We start from the raw sequence: 19,322 nt of genomic DNA, 5'->3' as shown, positions 1-19,322 counted from the left end.
GTTTTTAAAATATAGGCATTCAAATAGCACGCCAAAGTTTTTAAATATAACACAAAAATAGTATTAATAATATTGCGAGCAAATCCAACTTACATACTTTTAGCTTTCTATCTTTTTTGTTTTCAGTTAAGTAATGCGCAAGAATTTGGAAAGAAAGGCATTACTCCTCAAAAACCTAATAAAGACTCTATTTTTTCTAGTCCTAAAGACACCTTAATAGGTTTAAAAAATAATGCTCTTGTTAACAAAAAAAGAGACACTATTGCTAACGATTCTATTAAACCGAAAGAAGTAATTGATGGTATAATTACTCACGACGCTGAAGATTATACTATACAAAATGCCAAAGACAAAACTATTACCTTATATAATAAAGCCCAAGTAACCTATACTGATATTGAATTAAAAGCTGGAATTATTATTCTAGATTACAAAAACAATATGGTATATGCTAAAGGTATAAAAGATAGCACAGGATATCATCAGAGACCTCAGTTTAAACAAGGTGGACAAGAATCTGAACAAGATTCTATCCTTTTTAACTTTAAAACTAAAAAGGCTTTAGTTTATGGTGTTAAAACTGACCAAGCAGGGATTATTACTTACGGAGAGAAAACAAAAAGGGTAAACGATTCTACCATATATATGCGAAGGTTACGTTTTACTACTTCAAAAAAGAAAATTCCAGATTATTATATTCAAACAAATAAAGCAAAACTAGTTCCTGGTAAAAAAATTATTGTTGGTGGTAGTAATTTAGTACTAGCAGATGTACCAACTCCTGTTTATTTACCTTTTGCTTATTTTCCTTTAACAGATAAAAGAACCTCTGGTTTTATTATTCCTTCTTGGGGAGAGAGTAATAATCAAGGTTTTTTTATGCAAAATGGAGGATACTACTTTGCTTTAAGCGACTATTTTGATTTAACGGTGTTAGGAGATTTATATACCAATGGTAGTTGGGGATTAAATGCTTCCTCCAACTATTATGTTCGTTATAAGTTTAGTGGAAATTTTAGCGTTCGTTTTGAAAATATTATTAGAGGTATACGTGGTTTAAGCGACTATCAAAAATCTACAAATTTTAATCTTAGGTGGAGTCATAGTCAAGACGCTAAATCGAGTCCAAATTCTCGTTTCTCTGCCTCTGTTAATCTAGGAAGTAGTAAATATTACCGTCAGTCTTTAAACGAATTTAATAGTTCTCAGTTTTTAAACAATACGTTGAGTTCTTCTATTTCATACTATAAAAATTTTGTAGGCACTCCTTTTAATGTTAGTGTAACAGCTACTCACTCACAAAACACAAATACGGAGTCTATTACCATGACACTTCCTTCTTTACAACTTAACATGGATCGTATTTACCCATTTGCAGGAGAAGGAGGAATTAAAAAGAACGCTATTCAGCGAATGGGACTTAACTATAGTATGCAAGGTCAATATCAGATTAATACTACTGATGATGAGTTTTTCACTTCTAAAATGTTTAAAACAGCAAAAAAAGGAGTTCAACATAATTTAAGTACAAACACAAGTTTAAAAGCTTTCAAATATTTTACATTATCACCTAGTGTAAACTACAAGGACGTTTGGTACTTTGATCAAATTAAAAAACGATACGATCCAACTGCCGTAAACAAAGATGGTAATTTTGGTGCTGCTGTTAATGATACCATCAGTGGTTTTACTCGTTATAATGAATATAACTTTGGTGTTTCTCTATCTACAAACATATACGGTACATTTAACTTTAAAAAAGGACGTTTAAAAGCAATTCGTCATACAATTAGACCCTCTATTTCATACGGATATCGTCCAAATTTTGCTGATGATTACGATTTAACAGTTCGTCAAAGCTCTGATCCTAATGATCTATTAACTTACTCTCCTTTTGAAGGTGGTATTTATGGAACACCAGGAAGTGGAGTTTCAAACTCTATTGGTATTTCGGTAAATAATGTTTTAGAAGCCAAAGTAGCACCAAAAGACCCTGACAGTGATGAAGAAGATAAAAAAATCACGATTCTTAACAACTTAAATTTTAGCACAAGCTACAACATAGCTGCCGATAGTTTACGTTGGTCTCCAGTAAGAGCAAATGCTGGTACACGTCTTTTTAAAGACAAGCTTGCTTTAAACATGAATGCTACTTTTGATCCATACCAAGTAAACAGCAAAGGACAAAGAATAAATAAATTTAACGGTAGCCTTCTTAGAATGACTAATTTGGGAGTAACAGCAAACTACTCTATTTCTAGCAAAGATTTTGAAAAGAATAAAGATGGTGAAGATGACTCTGATAATAAAAGTGGAAATGGAGCCCAAGACACTCCTGATGTTTTTGGAGAAGGTATAGGTCCCACCAATGGCTTTCCTAACAATAGAGGTAATAAAAAAGGTGAAAGTGAAACCAAAGAAACTGAGCTATATAGAGCTAAAATACCTTGGACTCTTAATTTAGCTTACAGTATGAGCTATACAGACAATGGTTTAGAAAGTAAAATTGGTAACAATACGTTAATGTTTAGTGGTGATGTTGAACTTTCACCGAAATGGAAGGTTGGTTTTTCTTCTGGTTACGACATAAAAGACAACGCTTTCACATACACAAGATTGAATTTCTCTAGAGATTTAGATAGTTGGCGATTCAACTTTAACTGGACTCCTTTTGGTGTTAACTCGTCTTATAATTTCTTTATTGGAGTAAAATCTTCAGTATTAAGTGACTTAAAATGGGATAAAAACAAACCACCAGATAGAGTTTTATTCTAAAGTTAGAAAAATCTAACTTCCCCTTTTTAACAAAGCAAACAACTTTATAAACTCAAACTAAAATGAAAAAAATAATCACAACTGATAAAGCTCCAGCTCCAATTGGACCATATAATCAAGCTGTACTTAGTGGAAATACTTTATACACTTCTGGACAAATAGCAATTAACCCTGAAACTGGTGAGTTAGTTTTAGATTCTATTGAAGCAGAAACAAAACAAGTAATGCAAAACATGAAAGAAGTATTAGCTGCTGCTGAAATGACTTTTGAAAACGTTATTAAGACTTCTATTTTCATTTCAGATATGCATAACTTTTCAAAAATTAATGCTGTTTATGGTGAGTATTTTGATGATGCTACAGCTCCTGCTCGTGAAACTGTTGAAGTAGCTAACTTACCTAAGTTTGTAAATGTAGAAATTAGTATGATTGCTGTTAAGTAAGCCAATCTTAAAAACATGAATAAATAAAAAATCCACTTTTTGAAAGTGGATTTTTTTATTATATCGCTTTTATTAATAATTCTGCTGTTGATGGATTTGTAGCTAACGGTACATCGTGAACATCACACAAACGCATTAACATAGAAATATCTGGTTCATGTGGATGTTTTGCTAATGGATCTCTAAAAAACAGTACCATTTGACATTTCCCTTCTGCTACCCTACCTGCAATTTGTGCATCACCCCCAATAGGTCCTGATAAATATTTTGTTACTTCAAATCCTGCTTTTTCAGCTTTCTCTCCAGTTGTTCCCGTTGAAATTAACTGAACACTTTTTTGGCGTAAAACTTCTTTGTGTTCATTTAAAAACTGAACCATTTCAGCTTTCATTCCATCATGTGCTATAATTGCTATTTCCATAAATAGTGTTTAAAAAAGTATTCCCGCAAAAAGCGGGAATACAATATTACAAAATATTTTATGCTTTTATAAAGAAGCTGAATACTCTAGTAAATCTACAATTTTTGTAGCATATCCAAACTCATTATCGTACCAAGAAATTACCTTGAAAAAGTTTTCGTTTAACTCTAAACAAGCATCAGCATCAATTACTGATGTTCTTGTTTCTGAAACAAAATCTTGTGATACTACCTCATCTTCAGTATACCCTATAATTCCTTTAAATTCACCTTCTGAAGCTTCTTTTAATGTTGCTAAAATTTCTTTTAACGAAGTCGCTTTATCTGTTCTAAACGTTAAATCAACCAAAGAAACATCCGCTACAGGAACTCTAACAGCCATACCTGTTAATTTACCTTCTAGTTCTGGAATAACCTTTGTTACAGCTTTTGCTGCTCCTGTTGATGTAGGTATAATATTGTTAACTACTGAACGTCCTCTTCTCCATTTTTTGTTAGGTCCGTCAACCGTGTTTTGTGTTGATGTTGCTGCATGAACCGTAGTCATCAAACCTTCTTTTAACCCAAAGTTATCGTGAATTACTTTTGTTAATGGCCCTAAACAATTTGTTGTACACGAAGCATTTGAAAAGATATTTTCATCAGCTGTTAATTCTTTATGGTTTACCCCCATAACATACATATTAGCATCTTTAGAAGGCGCTGAAATAATTACTTTCTTTGCTCCTCCTGTAATATGCATTGCTGCCTTATCTTTGTCTGTAAAGAAACCTGTAGATTCAATTACATATTCTGCTCCGGCTTCATTCCATTTTAAATTTTCAGGATTTCTTTCCGCAGTTATTCTTATTGTTTGTCCATTTACAACTAAGTTTCCATCTTTTACTTCAACATCTCCTTCAAAACGTCCATGAACAGAATCATACTTCAATAAATAGGCTAAATAATCTACATCTAACAAATCGTTAATAGCCACAACTTGAATGTTGTCTCTTTTCATTGCAGAACGGAATGCTAATCGACCAATTCTTCCAAATCCGTTAATTCCTATTTTTATCATTATTTTAAATTTTATATTCGTGTTTAAGTGGTCATAATATCAGATACGCGTAATAATTCAGTATCAATATTATGTTGACCTTTGATTGCTTTTTCTAAATCGGTAGAAATTACTTTATTATCTTTCAAACCTACCATCAAATTTGTTTTTCCGTCAAGTAATAATTCAACAGCACTTACACCTAACCTACTTGCTAAAACTCTATCAAAACATGATGGAGAGCCTCCTCGCTGCATATGACCTAACACAGAAACCCTCACTTCATATTCAGGTAAATTTTCCTCTACATAATCAGCCAGTTCAAATACATTTTTTCCAGTTTTATCTCCTTCTGAAACTACTACTATACTTGATGATTTTCCTGATCTTCTACTTTTCTTTAACGATTCTAACATTCTTTCTAAACCTAAATCTTCTTCAGGAATTAAAATCTCTTCAGCTCCTGCACCAACACCTGCATTTAATGCTATAAACCCAGCATCACGTCCCATAACCTCAACAAAGAAAAGTCTATTATGAGAAGAAGCTGTATCTCTAATCTTATCAATGGCCTCTACAGCTGTATTCAAAGCTGTATCATAACCAAGGGTATGACTTGTTCCTGAAATGTCATTATCTATTGTTCCTGGAATTCCTATAATGGGGAAATTGAACTCTTTGTTAAAAATAACTCCTCCTGTAAAAGATCCATCACCTCCAATTACTACTAAAGCATCTACATTATTCTTTTTTAAGCTTTCATAAGCTTTTTGTCTTCCTTCTTTAGTTCTAAAATCTTTTGACCGAGCCGATTTTAATATCGTTCCTCCTTTATGAATAATATTATTTACACTCCTAGCGGTTAAAGGAATTAAATCTTCTTCTATCAATCCTTGATACCCTCTATAAATCCCCATACAATCCGTACGATAATAGGCACAAGTCCTTACAACAGATCGTATCGCGGCATTCATTCCTGGAGCATCCCCTCCAGAAGTCATCACTGCTATTTTTTTAATTTTTCTCATAAAACGAATATCAAATTTACTCAATTTTAGTCATTTTTAAGTAAAAAACAACAAATTCATTTTTGCATTTTAATTGAAATTTAACGTTTCATTTTATTTGGTTACTTTTAGCCAACAAATAAAACAAACTATGCTATTAACCTCTCTTGATTACATTATTATTTTCGGTTTTTTTATTCTTTCATTACTTATTGGGCTTTGGACTTCAAAATCAGCAGGTAAGAATAGCTCTGAATTCTTTTTATCAGGAAGAAACATGCCATGGTGGTTATTAGGAGTTTCTATGGTCGCAACTACATTTGCTGCAGATACTCCTGGATTGGTTACCGAATTAGTTAGAAAAAATGGTGTTTCAGGTAACTGGGTTTGGTGGGCAATGCTTCTTACGGGAATGCTTACCGTGTTTTTTTATGCTAAACTATGGAGAAAATCAGGTATAACTACCGATTTAGAGTTTTATGAGTTACGCTACTCTGGTAAAATGGCTAGCTTTTTAAGAGGTTTTAGAGCCATTTATTTAGGTGTAATTTTTAACGTAATTACAATGGCAGGGGTTTGTTTGGCTGGAGCTAAAATTGCTAATATTTTATTAGGAATATCGCAAGAAGAGACACTATTGTATTCTTCAATAATTGTTGTTATTTATTCTTCTTTAGGTGGATTAAAAGGTGTGTTACTTACTGATTTTGTTCAGTTTTTAATTGCTATGATTGGTTCTGTTTGGGCCACTATATATATTGTTAGTTTACCAGAAATTGACGGGCTTTCAAATTTATTAACGCACCCAAACGTAAGTGATAAACTAGCAATGTTTCCTGATTTTTCAAACAAAGAAGCTTTAATTACTTTATTTATTATTCCTTTCGCTGTACAATGGTGGAGTACTTGGTACCCTGGAGCTGAGCCTGGTGGAGGTGGCTATATTGCACAACGCATGTTGGCTGCTAAAGATGAAAAAAATGCTACATGGGCTACTTTATTTTTCAATTTTGCGCATTATGCATTACGTCCTTGGCCATGGATTATTGTTGGCTTAGCTTCATTAATTATTTTTCCAAGTTTAGAAAGTATGAATCAAGCGTTTCCTGGTTTAACTACTGAAATGCAAGGACACGATGTGGCTTATGCTGCAATGATGACCTATTTACCAGCAGGCTTATTAGGAATTGTATTAACTTCATTAATCGCTGCTTTTATGAGCACTATTTCTACCCAATTAAACTGGGGTAGCTCATATGTGGTAAATGATTTTTATAGTAGATTTATTAATAAAGATGCTTCTGAAAAGCAAAAGGTAGTAGTTGGTAGAATATCAACTGTAGTTTTAATGTTATGTGCTGCTCTTTTTTCTTTCTACTTACAATCAGCCAAAGGAGTTTTTGATTTACTACTACAAATTGGTGCAGGAACTGGACTGCTATTTATTTTACGTTGGTTTTGGAGTAGGATTAACCCGTATAGTGAAATTGCTGCAATGGCTATATCTTTTATAATTGCTGTTTTCTTTTTTATCAATGGAAAAATGGAATCTCCATTTATTCAAATTGCGGGTTATTGGCAATTAATTATTGGTGTTTTGGTTACTACAGTAGGTTGGGTTATTGTAACCCTTTTAACACAACCTACCGATGCTAAAACTTTAGAAAAATTTGATAATCTTATTTTTGAGAATAATAATAAGTTTAAAAATGTTGGATATAAAATTGTAGGTTTTATAACTGGAACTATAGGTGTCTACAGCTTCTTATTCGCCACTGGAAATTGGATTTATGGTGAAATAGTTCTTGCTACAATACTTTCTATAATCACCTTAATTTGTATTTTAATTTTAAGAAAAATATGGAAGTTTGTTTCTTAACACAATTAATCCTTACAAATGTTAGATACAAAAACCTTTATTGAACAGCTTTATCGTAATTAGATATAATTTTTTGTATTCTTTTGTTTTCAAAAACAGAAGGATACAACTCTTTTACAATTGTATGATACTCAAAATCGATAGTTAAAGCGTTATTTAAATGTGTTACACTATACTCCTCTTTACCAAGAATCATAAATAACCCACAAAGTCTATACTCTATTTCTGCAAATTCTTTATACGTTTTCTTTGCTTGAATTAATATTTTAAGAGCTTCATTAAACTCTCCTAAAAACAGTAGAAGGTCTGCCAACGCAACATATATTTCAATTTCTCTGTCTCCTAATGATAAGCAAGTTCTAAAAGCTTTAACAGACTCTTCGTAAAAACTAAGTTTTAAATTGATATCGCCATAACGTCTCCAATACAAAACGTTTGCCTCATCAATATGAATAGCTTTATTAATATAATACAGTGCTTTTTGATAGTTTTCTTGATTATAACAAGCATTCGTTAACAAAATCCACCCTCTATCTAAAAGTGGATCTTCATGTACAGCTTTTTTATAAAAGTGTATTGCTGTTTGTATGTTCTCAAGTTTTTCGTAACATTCTCCTATTCTTATGTAGGCGTAAGCTGTTGGGTCATCTAGTTCTAGTGTTACTAAATAATTCTCTATAGCTTCTTCATATCTCTTTAACTCTTCTAAAGATTTAGCTTTCTCTAAATACCCTCCTATAAAACTATCATCAATCAATACTGCATAATCAAAAGCTGTTAATGCTTCTTTAAACAAACCTAACTCAAAATATTGCCTTCCTAATTGATGCCACGCAACTTCGCAGTAAGGATTTTTATCTAAGTATGAGTTTAAAAATTTTATCGCATCCTCATGACTATCTTGCATATCAAAACAATACACAATGTTATATAACGATGAATAATCTTCGTAATCTACCTCAATACATTTAGCAAAGTTTAAACGTGCATTTTCAAAATCATCTAGGTATAGGTACTCCATACCTATCATAGACCAAACATCAGATGGGTCTTCTATGTATTGTAAAGACTCTTTTAAAATGGCAATTGCTTCTGTGTGTTGTTTCTTTTTAGATAAGATAATTGCTTTTTGAATAAATACCTCATCGTTGTGAGGTTCAACAGCTTCAATATTAGATAGCATTTTAATTGCTTCATGCAATTCATCTTCAAAAATTAAAATTTCTACTTTCATTAATTTTAATTGAATTGAAGATGGATGCTGCTCCAAACCTAGCTGTACAGCTTTTTTTGCCAACGACTGTTTACCTATATTTAAATAATGCTCTATAATTGTTTCAAATTCTACAGCATCAAAAAAATATACCTCATTGGTTTTCAACATGGATTCAAATTTTGATAATGACATAGGCTACAGATTTGAATTTATATAAAGTTACTACAAGAACAGTACCTATTTACCCATATGTTTATTTCTTTTCAACAATTTAATTAACAATACTAAGCTCTCTTTCTTATTAACACTAAGTTATTTGAAAGAGTTAATTATTTTTCTATATTTGAAAGAACAAAAAATTAACATCTAATTTTAAACAAAAAATCATGAGTAAATTTGACGAAAAAGTAGCGCTTTATAAAAAATTTATGGACGATAGAGATATTCGTTCTAATACTGATTTATTAACTGCTGTTACAAAAGGATTAGGACCTTCTATTTATAAAAATGATGCTGAAACAGTATCAGGTAGTGATCCTAAAGAACTAGAAACGGTTAAGAAAAACTTTTTAATGAAAAAATTAGGTTTAGCTGATGGACCTGAATTAGATAAGGCTATTGGAGAAGTGATGGAGAGAATTGGAAAGTCTGAAAGAAATAAATATCGTGCAGTTGTATACTACATGCTGGTTAAGAAATTTGATAAAGAGTCTGTTTACGGAATGTAATAATATTCTTTTAAGAAATATAAGTCCTGTATTTAAGTTTTAAATACAGGACTTTTTTTATTTTAGCCACCAACAAACAACTTATATTTATGTCGCAATTTATTAGCGTTTTTGATATGCTTAAAATTGGGGTGGGACCTTCTAGCTCCCATACCTTAGGCCCTTGGAGAGCTGCCCAACAGTGGATACAAAAATTAAAAGAAACAAATGAATTTCTTTTAATTGAAGAAATAAAAGTAGACTTGTATGGTTCTCTTTCTTTAACTGGTAAAGGACACGCGACAGATTTAGCTGTTTTATTAGGTTTAAGTGGTGCTGATCCGGAATACATTCCTATTGAAACAATCGATGTTATTATTAGTGATATTCAAACCAAAGAGCTTTTATTTTTTAATAATGAAAGAAATATTGCTTTTGCTAATGGCTCAGTAACATTCAACAAAGAGTTTTTACCGTTTCATGCCAATGGAATGACTTTTAGAGGATTTGCTAACGGTGTAGAGATTTCTACGGAAACATACTATTCTATTGGTGGAGGTTTTATTGTACAAGAAGATGATAACCTTGCTGAAGATATTGAAATTAATAAACAAAATTTTCCATTTCCAATCAACAGAGCTACTGAGCTTGAAGCCTATTGTGAAAAGGAAGGGTTAAATATTTCTGATATTGTTTACCAAAATGAGCTTGTAATTAATTCTGCTGAAGAAATAGATAAAGAGTTACATCGTATATGGAATACAATGTTAGAGTGTATGTACATAGGTTGTCATACTCAAGGGACTTTACCTGGAGGATTAAATGTAAAGCGACGTGCATTTGAAACACACCAAAAACTTATTAAAGATGCTCAATACACTAATCAACAAGAATGGATTACTGCTATTAGAGGTACCGAAGTTAAGTTTCGCGAAATTTTAAAATGGGTAAGCTGTTTAGCCTTATCTGTTAACGAGGTAAACGCTGCTTTAGGTAGAGTTGTTACCGCTCCTACTAATGGAAGTGCGGGAGTTATTCCTGCTGTAATAATGTATTACTTAGTAATAGAAAACCACGATGCTACTTTTGAACATGTTAAAAAGTTCTTACTTGTTGCTGGAGAAATAGGAAGTATATTTAAGAAGAATGCTACAATTTCTGCGGCTATGGGTGGCTGTCAAGCTGAGATTGGTGTATCCTCTGCCATGGCCGCTGCTGCATTAACAGAATTGTTAGGCGGAACCCCATCACAATGCTTAGTTGCTGCTGAAATTGCCATGGAACATCATTTAGGACTTACATGCGATCCTATTGGTGGATTAGTACAAGTGCCTTGTATTGAGCGTAATGCTATGGGAGCCATTAAAGCTATTAACGCTGCTGAATTAGCTTTAGAAACAAACCCAAAAGAATCTAAAGTGCCTTTAGACAAAGTAGTTGATACCATGTGGGAAACAGCTAAAGATATGAATAGGAATTATAAAGAGACTTCAGAAGGAGGTTTAGCCGTAACTGTACGATTAGCTGATTGTTAATCTCTACTATTTTACCTCTATTGGTTCTCCTAAAAATTTAGGTTTTATATTAAAAAGGATATCAATAAAAACTTTTACTCTAGCTAAGTATTCTCTTAGCTGGACTTTTATTGCCTTTTTGCCTGAAACTCCTTTAGCATTAAAGCCTATTGCATCAATCTCAAAATGATTTGCTAAATATAAAGCTCTTTCATTATGGAATTGTTGAGAGATAATAGTTACAGAAGTCTGCCCGAAAATTTCTTTAATTCTTACTACCGAATCTAAAGTTCTAAAACCAGCATAATCTAAATAGATTTTATCCTCAGGAATTCCTGCTTTAATCAAATCATTTTTAAAATCGGTTGGTTCATCATATCCTTCAGAACCATTATCACCGCTTACTAAAATAAAATCAATCTTCTTTGCTTTGTATAACTCCACAGCAGCATTCAATCGAAATTGATAGTACAAATTCACTCTACCATCAGATAGATACTTTACCGTACCTAATAACAATCCTACTTTGTTTTTAGGAATTGTTTCTGTAGTATTAAATAGTTTTTCTTCCGCATTTTTAATTATTACTTTATTTGATATATAAATAGCAATAACAATTAATAAACAACTTAAAAGAAAAAGGATAGCAACATTTTTTCGTTTCATTTATCTTGTGAAAACTAGTTCTGTTTCAGTAGACATTTCTTCAGAAAAGCCATATCCTTCTACATCAAAACCTTTCAACTCTTCTAAAGTTTCTACATTATTGTCTATAATGTAACGCACCATTAATCCCCTTGCTTTTTTAGCAAAAGTCATAATCGTTTTATACTGCCCATTTTTAAAATCTTTAAAAACTGGGGTTATCATAGGTACTTTTAATGCTTTTTTAGGAAGTGCTTTAAAATACTCTGTGCTTGCTAAGTTGATTAACAACTCACCGTCTTGTAACTCTTCATTTAGTGATTCAGCTAATGTAGTATCCCAGAACTTATATAAGTTTTCTCTTCTTCCTACTTTTAACTTAGTTCCCATTTCTAAACGATACGGTTGAATTAAATCTAAAGGTTTTAGTAAACCATACAACCCTGATAAAATCCTCAACTTGTCTTGTAAAACAGGAATCTTATCTTCTGAAATTGAATTAGCATCAATCCCTCTATACACTTCACCTGTAAATGCAAACACTGCTTGTTTTGCATTATCTAAAGAAAAAGGAGGTTGCCAATCTTGATTTCTGTCATAATTTAAACTTGCTAAATCATCAGAAATCTTCATTAACTCACTCAATTTTTTTCTTGATAGTGTTTTTAACTTCTTATTTAGTTTTTCAGATTGTTCTAAAAATCTAGGTTGTGTATATACATCGGTAGTCGCTTTGTTTTCAAAGTCTAACGATTTTGCTGGTGATATAATAATTTTCATGCTGTAAAATTTAAAGTAAAAATAAGAAGCTATTTTAAAATCATCAATTACTTCAGGTAATTTATATTGATTGTAGTATTGATATTTTTAATACTAAACTTGTAATCCATCATAAGCCAAAAACACATTCTCAGGTAACTCTATTTCAACCTCATCATGCAACCCTAAAAGCTCACTAATATGGGTTAGATATGCTTTCTTTGGTTTAATCTCTTCTATAAAACTTAATGATTCTTCTAAATTAAAATGTGTTTTATGAGGCTCCCTTCGCAAACCTGTAACTACTAAAACATCTAAATCATTTAGTTTTTCTTTCTCCTCTTCAGAAATAGTTTTAATATCAGTTATATACGCTACATTATTAAAACGGTATCCGAGAATTGGTAAATTACCATGCATTACTTCAATTGGAGTTACCTCTACCCCATCTAACTCAAAACTTTTTTTATGTGATATAATGATTGGAGCTACACTTGGTGCACTTGGATATCGGTTTTCGGTTGCAAATATATAATCGTATCGCTTTTGTAAAACTCCCAGTACTCTTTCTGTTAAATAAATGGGTACTGGACCTATTTGAAAACAATACGGACGAATTTCATCTAAACCAGCTATATGATCAGCATGTTCATGTGTAAATAAAATTCCATTTATTGAAGCAACTTCTTCGCGCATCATTTGCTGACGAAAATCAGGTCCGCAATCAATCACATAATTAATATCATTCCATGAAACCAACACCGAAGATCGTAATCTTTTGTCTTTGGGGTTTTTAGATAAAGCTACAGGATGTTTACTTGTAATCATTGGAACTCCAGTAGAAGTTCCTGTTCCTAAAAAAGTTATTTTTACTTGATTTTTTTTCTTCATTTTCACCACAAAAATACAACAAAAATTGTCTGTTAGTTTGTAATTTCAGTACATTTGTACTACGTAACTAAAAATAACAAAATGGCAATTACGTTAAAAGGAGATCAAAAGATAAGTACTGTACCAACTACCAAAATGAAATCGTTAAAGATTAACTTAAACGCTCATATATATGGAACTTTTGCAGAGATTGGAGCTGGTCAAGAAACTGTTCGTAATTTTTTTAGAGCCGGTGGAGCTTCTGGTACAATAGCAAAAGCTATGAGTGCTTACGACAAAGACTTTTCTGATGCCATTTATGGAGTTGAAAAAGACAATCGTTATGTTACTGAACCTCGATTAAAAAAGATGCTAAAGCATGAAATGGATTTAATTGAGGAGCGTCTTGATCGTCAAAAGCATCCTGATAAATTATTTTTTAGTTATGCTAACACGGTAGCAACCATTAACTTTACTAAGAAATTTAAAGGTCATGGTTGGGTTGGTATTCGTTTTCAGTTAGATCCATTAGAAGATTATAACGAAATTGTTTTACACCTCCGTTTTAAAGAAACTGATGCTCGTCAGCAACAAGAAACGTTAGGTGTTTTAGGTGTAAACTTAATTTATGGAGCTTACTACTTAAATGACAATCCAAAAGACTTATTAAAGTCTTTTTACGACAACATTGATAAAGACCGTTTAGAGATTGATATGATTAATTTCTCTGGTCCTCGATTTATGTATGTTGATAATCGTTTAATGAGTTTACAACTTGTTAAAAATGGGATGACTAATGCTGTAATGTTTGGTCCTGATGGAAACAACTTATTACCAGCACAAGTACTTTACAAAAAGAACATTTTAGCACTTCGTGGTAGCTACAGACCTGTTACCAAGGTAAATATGGATATGTTTGAACGTGCTAAACAATTATTCTTTGACGAGAATAAAGTAGACCCAAAAAAGACAAAAATTATTTTTGAGATTACCTTGAGTAACCTTCGTGCCGAAGGAGAAATTAATGAACGTGACTTTTTAGATAGAGCTGAGCTTTTATGTTCTCTTGGTCAAAATGTTATGATTACCAACTATCAAGAATACTTCAAACTAGTAGAATACTTTAGTGAATACACTAAAGAGCGTATGGGACTTGCTATGGGAGTTTACAACCTGATTCAAATTTTTGATGAAAAATACTACCGTGATTTAAGTGGTGGTATTTTAGAAGCTTTTGGTAAACTTTTCTATAGAGATTTAAAGGTATACATGTATCCTTATAAAAATGAGGAAACAGGAGAGTATATAACCAGCGAAAACCTTAAAGTACATCCAAGAATGAAAGAACTTTATAAGTTCTTTAAAAATAATGGTCGTTTAATTGATATTAAAGATTTCAATCCTAACATCTTACATATTTTTTCTAGAAAAGTTTTAAAGAAAATAAAAAATGGAGAAGAAGGATGGGAAGAAATGCTTCCTAAAGGAGTTTCTGAAACTATCAAGGAAAAACGTTTATTTGGATGCACAAAAAGAATTAAGTAATCTTTTTAAACCTCTTTTTAAACCTTTTATTATCTTTAAAGTCTAACAGCTAAACAGTTTTAGTTGATTGACGAAATTACACTTATAGATCAATTACAGCAATCTACTACTAAAGAGATTGCTTTTAAAAGCCTTGTATCTCAATATAAAGAGCGATTGTATTGGCATATACGAAAAATTGTAATTTCTCATGAAGACGCTGATGATGTTTTACAAAACACATTTATTAAAGTCTTTAAAAATATTGATAACTTTAAAAGAGATAGTAAATTATTTTCTTGGATGTATAGAATAGCTACTAATGAAGCTATAACTTTCATAAATAAAAAAGCTAAAGAAAAAAAAATACATATTTCTGATTATCAACTACAAATAACCTCTACTCTAGATAGCGATTATTGGTTTTCTGGTGATGAAATTCAGCTTATTTTGCAAAAAGCAATTGCTACATTACCTCAAAAGCAGCAATTAGTATTTAACATGAAGTACTTTGACTCTATGAAATATGAAGAAATTTCTGAGATTCTTGACACCTCAGTTGGAGCTTTAAAAGCCTCGTATCATATAGCCGCAAAAAAAATAGAACATTTTATAAAGAACTATAATTAAACCTTTTACAAAAACAATAGTCTTACTAGGGTAATGAATGAAAAATTAAAACATACTATAGATTTTATAAACCAGCAGGTTGGCAAAGATTGTGGTTTTTCGACTCCTCAAAACTATTTTGAAGAAGTTGAAGAAACTATTAACACCTCTATATTTATAGATAGTTTACCAAAAAATAAAGCATTTAATACCCCTGACAGTTATTTTGACGATATTGAAGCTCAAATTCAATCAAAATTAGCTACAGAACAAATTACAGAAACGAAAGTAATTTCTTTTCGTAAAAGAGTTCTACAATATATTCCTGTAGCAGCTGCGGCTTCAGTTTTACTTTTTATTGGCATTAATTATTTTAACACTCAAAAAATTACTTTTGAAGACATTACTATTACTGATATAGAATCTTGGTATGAAAATGGATATGGTGATATTGACAACAGCGAACTTGCAGTAACATTAAACACTTCTGAACTAGACGAAGATATACTGGCCTCTATTAGTGATGAAACACTTGAAGATTACTTAGATTCTGTTGACACACCAACACTTATAAACGAAATAGAACAATGATGAAGAAACACTTACTTATATTATTAGTAGCTTTTACTTCTTTTTTCTCTGTTCAATCACAGACAAAAAAAGGTAACTATGAAAAAATTAAAGCTTTTAAAGTGGCTTTTCTTTCTGAAAAGTTAAACCTTACAGAAAAAGAGGCTGATAAATTTTGGCCATTATACAATGTGTACGATAAAAAAATGATTGAGCTTCATAAAGCAGAACGTTACAGTATAAAAAAGAAAATACTTAGTTGTGGAGGAATTGATAGCTTAACCGATAAAGAATCAAAAGAAATTGTCAATAAAATTAAGTCTGTTTCAAAAGAACAATATGAAACTAAAACTAATTTTTATGATAACCTTTCTACCTTTTTATCAGATAAAAAAATCCTCACTTTAGAGGTGGCTGAACACGAATTTCACCGAAAGCTTATAAAAAAGCTAAAAGGTGAAAAAAGGAAACATCGAAAATAAAAAAAGGAAGCTTAAAAGCTTCCTTTTTTTACTTATCGACTAAGGCTAAACAAACATATAAATCTGGTTTATTAGCCGTAAATTGTTTTAGCCAAATAGTTAGTTCATCTATTTCATAAGGTAGTAATCTACCTAAAGCTTTTTCAAGCTCTTTACAAAATAAATCAGCGTTAAAACTAACCTTTTGAAGTACAGTTTTCGTGTACTCGTACATAGCTCTTGCCATATTTATTGGGGTTATCTGTTATTAAATACTGAACGTAATTTACGAAATTTTATTCCAATGTTAGTGTTAAAGTTTATCAAAAAAAAAGCGAGACTTAAATAAGTCTCGCTTTTTAAACATATAATTTATAGTATTATAAACTATTTACTTTTTCTATTAAAGCGTTTGCTCTTGACTCTAAATCAGCACTTACTGATTTATAGTGAGCTTTTTTATCTTCAACATTTTTTGCATTTACCTTTGCAATTAAATCATCAAAAGTTACAATAACTTCATCTACAATAGCGTCTGCTTTCGCTTTATCAGCTTCAGGGTTTAACTCTGTAGTTATTTGACAAATACTAATAATGTCTCCTAATGTATAGTTAATATCTTTCTTTAAATTTTTTATGCTTGCCATAATTATAAATTTTGATGCAAAATTAATCGATTTTATCTAATTCTTGTTGAAATTTTTCAAAAAACTGCCCCACATGATATCCATCTACCAAAGCATGATTTACATTTATTGCTACCGGCATTAATATTTTATCATTTTCATACTTTAATTTACCAAAAGCTAATTGAGGAACACTATCCTTTTTGTTTCCTGAAAAAGGTTCTTTATGTCCTGTAAAACTTACCCAAGGAATCGCTGAAGAGTGTATACAGCCTAACGAATATCTGGGAGGTAATAAATTAGTTGAATTTTGTATTCGCTCTTTTTCTTCTAGATAACTTTTGTTAAACGTTTCAAAATCTTCTGAGTAATCAAAATAAGAAAAGCCAAATGTTGTATCTGCTCTTGCTACAGTTGTTGATGCATTAATAACATCATAAACTGTAACTTTATCTCCTTCTATTCTATACTTAAAGTTTTCAACGGCATTTATAGCTTTCATACAAGCGTGTAAATACCGAACAAAAAAGGATTGATTTTTCTCCTTTGCCGATTGATAAGTCCTAGACACATCTACATCTGCAACTAAACCGAAAGTTGGGTCTGCTAAAGCTCTAAAATGTTTAAAAAGTTCTTTTCTGTTCCAATTTTCAATATCTAGATACTTCATTTATAAAAACTTTAATACATCTGTAATACTAGATACTGTTTTATAAGCATCTGACTTTTGTTCTTCATTTACTTCTTCGTGCGCCCATGTTGTATGAAATGGAACATGAATTGCAGTTGCTCCTATTTCTATTAAAGGTAATACATCTGATTTTAATGAGTTTCCTATCATTAAAAACTCAGAAGGGTTAATATCTAACCTTTTTACAAGTTTTTTATAGTCAGTTTTTTTCTTTTCACTCATTACTTCAGTATGATGAAAATATTTTAAAATTCCTGATTTAGCTAACTTACGTTCTTGATCTAACAAATCTCCTTTTGTTGCTACAATTAACTTGTATTTTCCGTGTAACTCTTGTAGAACCTCTTCTACCCCATCTAACAACTCTATTGGCTTTTCTAACATCTCTTTTCCTATCTCTAAAATTGCTTCCATTTTTTTTGGACTGATTTTATAGTTAGAAATTTCTAAAGCGCATTCTACCATTGACAACATAAAACCTTTTACTCCATATCCATATATTTTAAGGTTTTCTATTTCCTTTTTAAATAACTCTTGATGGATTTTATTTTCCGTTTCGTAATCAGACAATAATCGAGCAAAGTCATCTTCAGCATCACGAAAGTAAGTTTCGTTTACCCAAAGTGTATCGTCAGCATCAAAGGATATAATTTTAATATTATTCATTTTCTAATAATTTTATAGCTTTTTCTAAGTCTTCAGGAGTATCAATACCAATGCTTTCTACTGAAGTTTCAATCATTTTTATTTTTTTTCCTACTTCTAAATAACGAATACATTCAATTTTTTCAGCAGCCTCTATTGGTGTCATAGGTGTATGATAAAAATCAATTAATGCTTCTTTTCTGAATGCATAAACTCCCTTATGTTTGTAGTAATTAACAGCTACTTCTTTATCTCTATGATATGGAATTACACTTCTTGAAAAGTAAATAGCAAAATCATTTATGTCTGTAATTACCTTTACGCTATTAGGGTTTTGAATCTCTTCTTCATTTGTCATTTTTACTTTTAGTGATGCTAAATCAATTTCCTTTTGAACATCAGATTTAAAAACACTAATTAATTTTGACAACGAAACTGTATCAATAAAAGGCTCGTCTCCTTGTACGTTTACCACGATATCTACGTCTAAGTTTTCAACTGCTTCAGCAATTCTATCAGATCCACACTCGTGTTCTTTTTGGCTCATTAACACCTTCCCCCCTATCTTTTCTATAGAGTTATAAATTACTTCAGAATCTGTTACCACATATACTTCATCAAACAAATTAGCTTTTACCGCAGCCTCATAAGTTCTTACAATTACAGGTTTTCCGCCTAAATCTTTCATTAATTTCCCAGGAAAACGTGATGCACTATAACGTGCAGGAATCATTGCTATTATCTTCATAAATAATCATAAGTGTTTACGTATCAAAGATACATATTTAAACTACTAACATAAAAACTGATAAAGCTCACATTGATAAAACTTTAACATTAAATACTTTTTGATTTTATTCAATTATTAAAAACTTTTACTATTTTTGGATCATTATGAAGGCGCTTTTAGGCACATACACAT

Annotated in this window: 21 protein-coding genes; 9 read left to right on the top strand and 12 right to left on the bottom strand. The window is 31.3% G+C overall.

All coding sequences use genetic code 11. From position 1 onward, the window contains the following. Positions 1-72: 72 nt before the first annotated feature. Together VCM48_RS00575 and VCM48_RS00570 are read left to right on the top strand one after the other, a co-directional pair. Positions 73-2,775, top strand: a complete 2,703-nt coding sequence (locus VCM48_RS00575) for a putative LPS assembly protein LptD (RefSeq protein WP_482271214.1) — start codon at positions 73-75, stop codon at positions 2,773-2,775. 62 nt (positions 2,776-2,837) lie between these two features. After that, entirely contained in the window at positions 2,838-3,218 is a 381-nt protein-coding gene (locus tag VCM48_RS00570) for a Rid family detoxifying hydrolase (protein ID WP_099216251.1), read from the top strand. A 58-nt stretch (positions 3,219-3,276) separates the two neighbouring features. Here the strand turns inward: VCM48_RS00570 and VCM48_RS00565 are convergent, their stop codons facing one another. From VCM48_RS00565 to pfkA, 3 genes are all read right to left on the bottom strand, one after another. After that, a complete protein-coding gene (locus tag VCM48_RS00565) occupies positions 3,277-3,639 on the bottom strand; it encodes a methylglyoxal synthase (RefSeq protein WP_099216252.1) in 363 nt (120 codons plus the stop codon). 66 nt (positions 3,640-3,705) lie between these two features. Beyond that, entirely contained in the window at positions 3,706-4,698 is a 993-nt protein-coding gene (gene gap, locus VCM48_RS00560) for a type I glyceraldehyde-3-phosphate dehydrogenase (RefSeq protein ID WP_121147213.1), read from the bottom strand. A 23-nt stretch (positions 4,699-4,721) separates the two neighbouring features. Continuing rightward, positions 4,722-5,705, bottom strand: a complete 984-nt coding sequence (gene pfkA, locus VCM48_RS00555) for a 6-phosphofructokinase (protein WP_482271213.1) — start codon at positions 5,703-5,705, stop codon at positions 4,722-4,724. A 130-nt stretch (positions 5,706-5,835) separates the two neighbouring features. On the opposite strand from pfkA, the gene VCM48_RS00550 reads away from it, so the two are divergent. Continuing rightward, positions 5,836-7,563, top strand: a complete 1,728-nt coding sequence (locus tag VCM48_RS00550) for a sodium:solute symporter family protein (protein ID WP_482271212.1) — start codon at positions 5,836-5,838, stop codon at positions 7,561-7,563. A 37-nt stretch (positions 7,564-7,600) separates the two neighbouring features. Here VCM48_RS00550 and VCM48_RS00545 read toward each other — a convergent pair whose 3' ends face one another. Next, complete coding sequence (locus VCM48_RS00545) at positions 7,601-8,971, bottom strand: tetratricopeptide repeat protein (RefSeq protein ID WP_482271211.1); 1,371 nt, start codon at positions 8,969-8,971, stop codon at positions 7,601-7,603. 194 nt (positions 8,972-9,165) lie between these two features. Here VCM48_RS00545 and VCM48_RS00540 point away from each other — a divergent pair, with 194 nt between their 5' ends. Together VCM48_RS00540 and VCM48_RS00535 are read left to right on the top strand one after the other, a co-directional pair. Then, positions 9,166-9,507 (top strand): DUF2853 family protein, encoded by a 342-nt coding sequence (locus VCM48_RS00540; RefSeq protein WP_099216255.1) that lies wholly within the window; start codon positions 9,166-9,168, stop codon positions 9,505-9,507. 89 nt (positions 9,508-9,596) lie between these two features. Then, positions 9,597-11,021 carry an L-serine ammonia-lyase gene (locus VCM48_RS00535; RefSeq protein WP_482271210.1) on the top strand — a complete coding sequence of 475 codons (1,425 nt, stop codon included), beginning with the start codon at positions 9,597-9,599 and terminating at the stop codon, positions 11,019-11,021. Positions 11,022-11,027: 6 nt separating this feature from the next. On the opposite strand, the gene VCM48_RS00530 is transcribed toward VCM48_RS00535, so the two are convergent. The 3 genes from VCM48_RS00530 to VCM48_RS00520 form a co-directional block, all read right to left on the bottom strand. After that, on the bottom strand, positions 11,028-11,666 hold the full coding sequence (locus VCM48_RS00530; RefSeq protein ID WP_482271209.1) for a SanA/YdcF family protein: 639 nt from the start codon (positions 11,664-11,666) through the stop codon (positions 11,028-11,030). Beyond that, on the bottom strand, positions 11,667-12,425 hold the full coding sequence (gene yaaA / locus VCM48_RS00525; protein WP_274640589.1) for a peroxide stress protein YaaA: 759 nt from the start codon (positions 12,423-12,425) through the stop codon (positions 11,667-11,669). 93 nt (positions 12,426-12,518) lie between these two features. Continuing rightward, positions 12,519-13,295, bottom strand: coding sequence for an MBL fold metallo-hydrolase (locus VCM48_RS00520; RefSeq protein WP_482271208.1), 777 nt, complete (start codon positions 13,293-13,295; stop codon positions 12,519-12,521). An 81-nt stretch (positions 13,296-13,376) separates the two neighbouring features. Between VCM48_RS00520 and VCM48_RS00515 the strand changes: the two genes are divergently transcribed. The 4 genes from VCM48_RS00515 to VCM48_RS00500 all read left to right on the top strand — a co-directional run bounded on the left by VCM48_RS00515 (position 13,377) and on the right by VCM48_RS00500 (position 16,459). After that, positions 13,377-14,819, top strand: a complete 1,443-nt coding sequence (locus tag VCM48_RS00515) for a nicotinate-nucleotide adenylyltransferase (RefSeq protein WP_099216260.1) — start codon at positions 13,377-13,379, stop codon at positions 14,817-14,819. A gap of 63 nt (positions 14,820-14,882) precedes the next feature. Next, the gene (locus VCM48_RS00510) at positions 14,883-15,428 is read left to right on the top strand and encodes an RNA polymerase sigma factor (protein ID WP_482271207.1); all 546 of its coding nucleotides are present in this window, start codon (positions 14,883-14,885) and stop codon (positions 15,426-15,428) included. Between the two features lie 33 nt (positions 15,429-15,461). Beyond that, entirely contained in the window at positions 15,462-15,998 is a 537-nt protein-coding gene (locus VCM48_RS00505; RefSeq protein ID WP_482271206.1) for a hypothetical protein, read from the top strand. Continuing rightward, complete coding sequence (locus VCM48_RS00500) at positions 15,995-16,459, top strand: sensor of ECF-type sigma factor (RefSeq protein WP_274640585.1); 465 nt, start codon at positions 15,995-15,997, stop codon at positions 16,457-16,459. The genes VCM48_RS00505 and VCM48_RS00500 overlap by 4 nt, the downstream gene beginning before the upstream one ends. A gap of 28 nt (positions 16,460-16,487) precedes the next feature. Here the strand turns inward: VCM48_RS00500 and VCM48_RS00495 are convergent, their stop codons facing one another. The 5 genes from VCM48_RS00495 to kdsB all read right to left on the bottom strand — a co-directional run bounded on the left by VCM48_RS00495 (position 16,488) and on the right by kdsB (position 19,148). After that, positions 16,488-16,685, bottom strand: a complete 198-nt coding sequence (locus VCM48_RS00495; protein ID WP_047789135.1) for a hypothetical protein — start codon at positions 16,683-16,685, stop codon at positions 16,488-16,490. Between the two features lie 133 nt (positions 16,686-16,818). Continuing rightward, complete coding sequence (locus VCM48_RS00490; RefSeq protein ID WP_274640584.1) at positions 16,819-17,085, bottom strand: hypothetical protein; 267 nt, start codon at positions 17,083-17,085, stop codon at positions 16,819-16,821. A gap of 22 nt (positions 17,086-17,107) precedes the next feature. After that, a complete protein-coding gene (locus VCM48_RS00485) occupies positions 17,108-17,734 on the bottom strand; it encodes a CatA-like O-acetyltransferase (protein ID WP_482271205.1) in 627 nt (208 codons plus the stop codon). Next, the gene (locus tag VCM48_RS00480; RefSeq protein ID WP_274640582.1) at positions 17,735-18,421 is read right to left on the bottom strand and encodes an HAD family hydrolase; all 687 of its coding nucleotides are present in this window, start codon (positions 18,419-18,421) and stop codon (positions 17,735-17,737) included. Then, on the bottom strand, positions 18,414-19,148 hold the full coding sequence (kdsB, locus tag VCM48_RS00475; RefSeq protein WP_482271204.1) for a 3-deoxy-manno-octulosonate cytidylyltransferase: 735 nt from the start codon (positions 19,146-19,148) through the stop codon (positions 18,414-18,416). Before kdsB ends, VCM48_RS00480 begins: the two co-directional genes overlap by 8 nt. Positions 19,149-19,322: the final 174 nt, after the last annotated feature.

The organism is Tenacibaculum sp. DPLXC6 (genome assembly GCF_056815515.1).
Note: the sequence above shows the minus strand (reverse complement) of the source record. Positions and strands in the feature narration are given on the sequence as shown.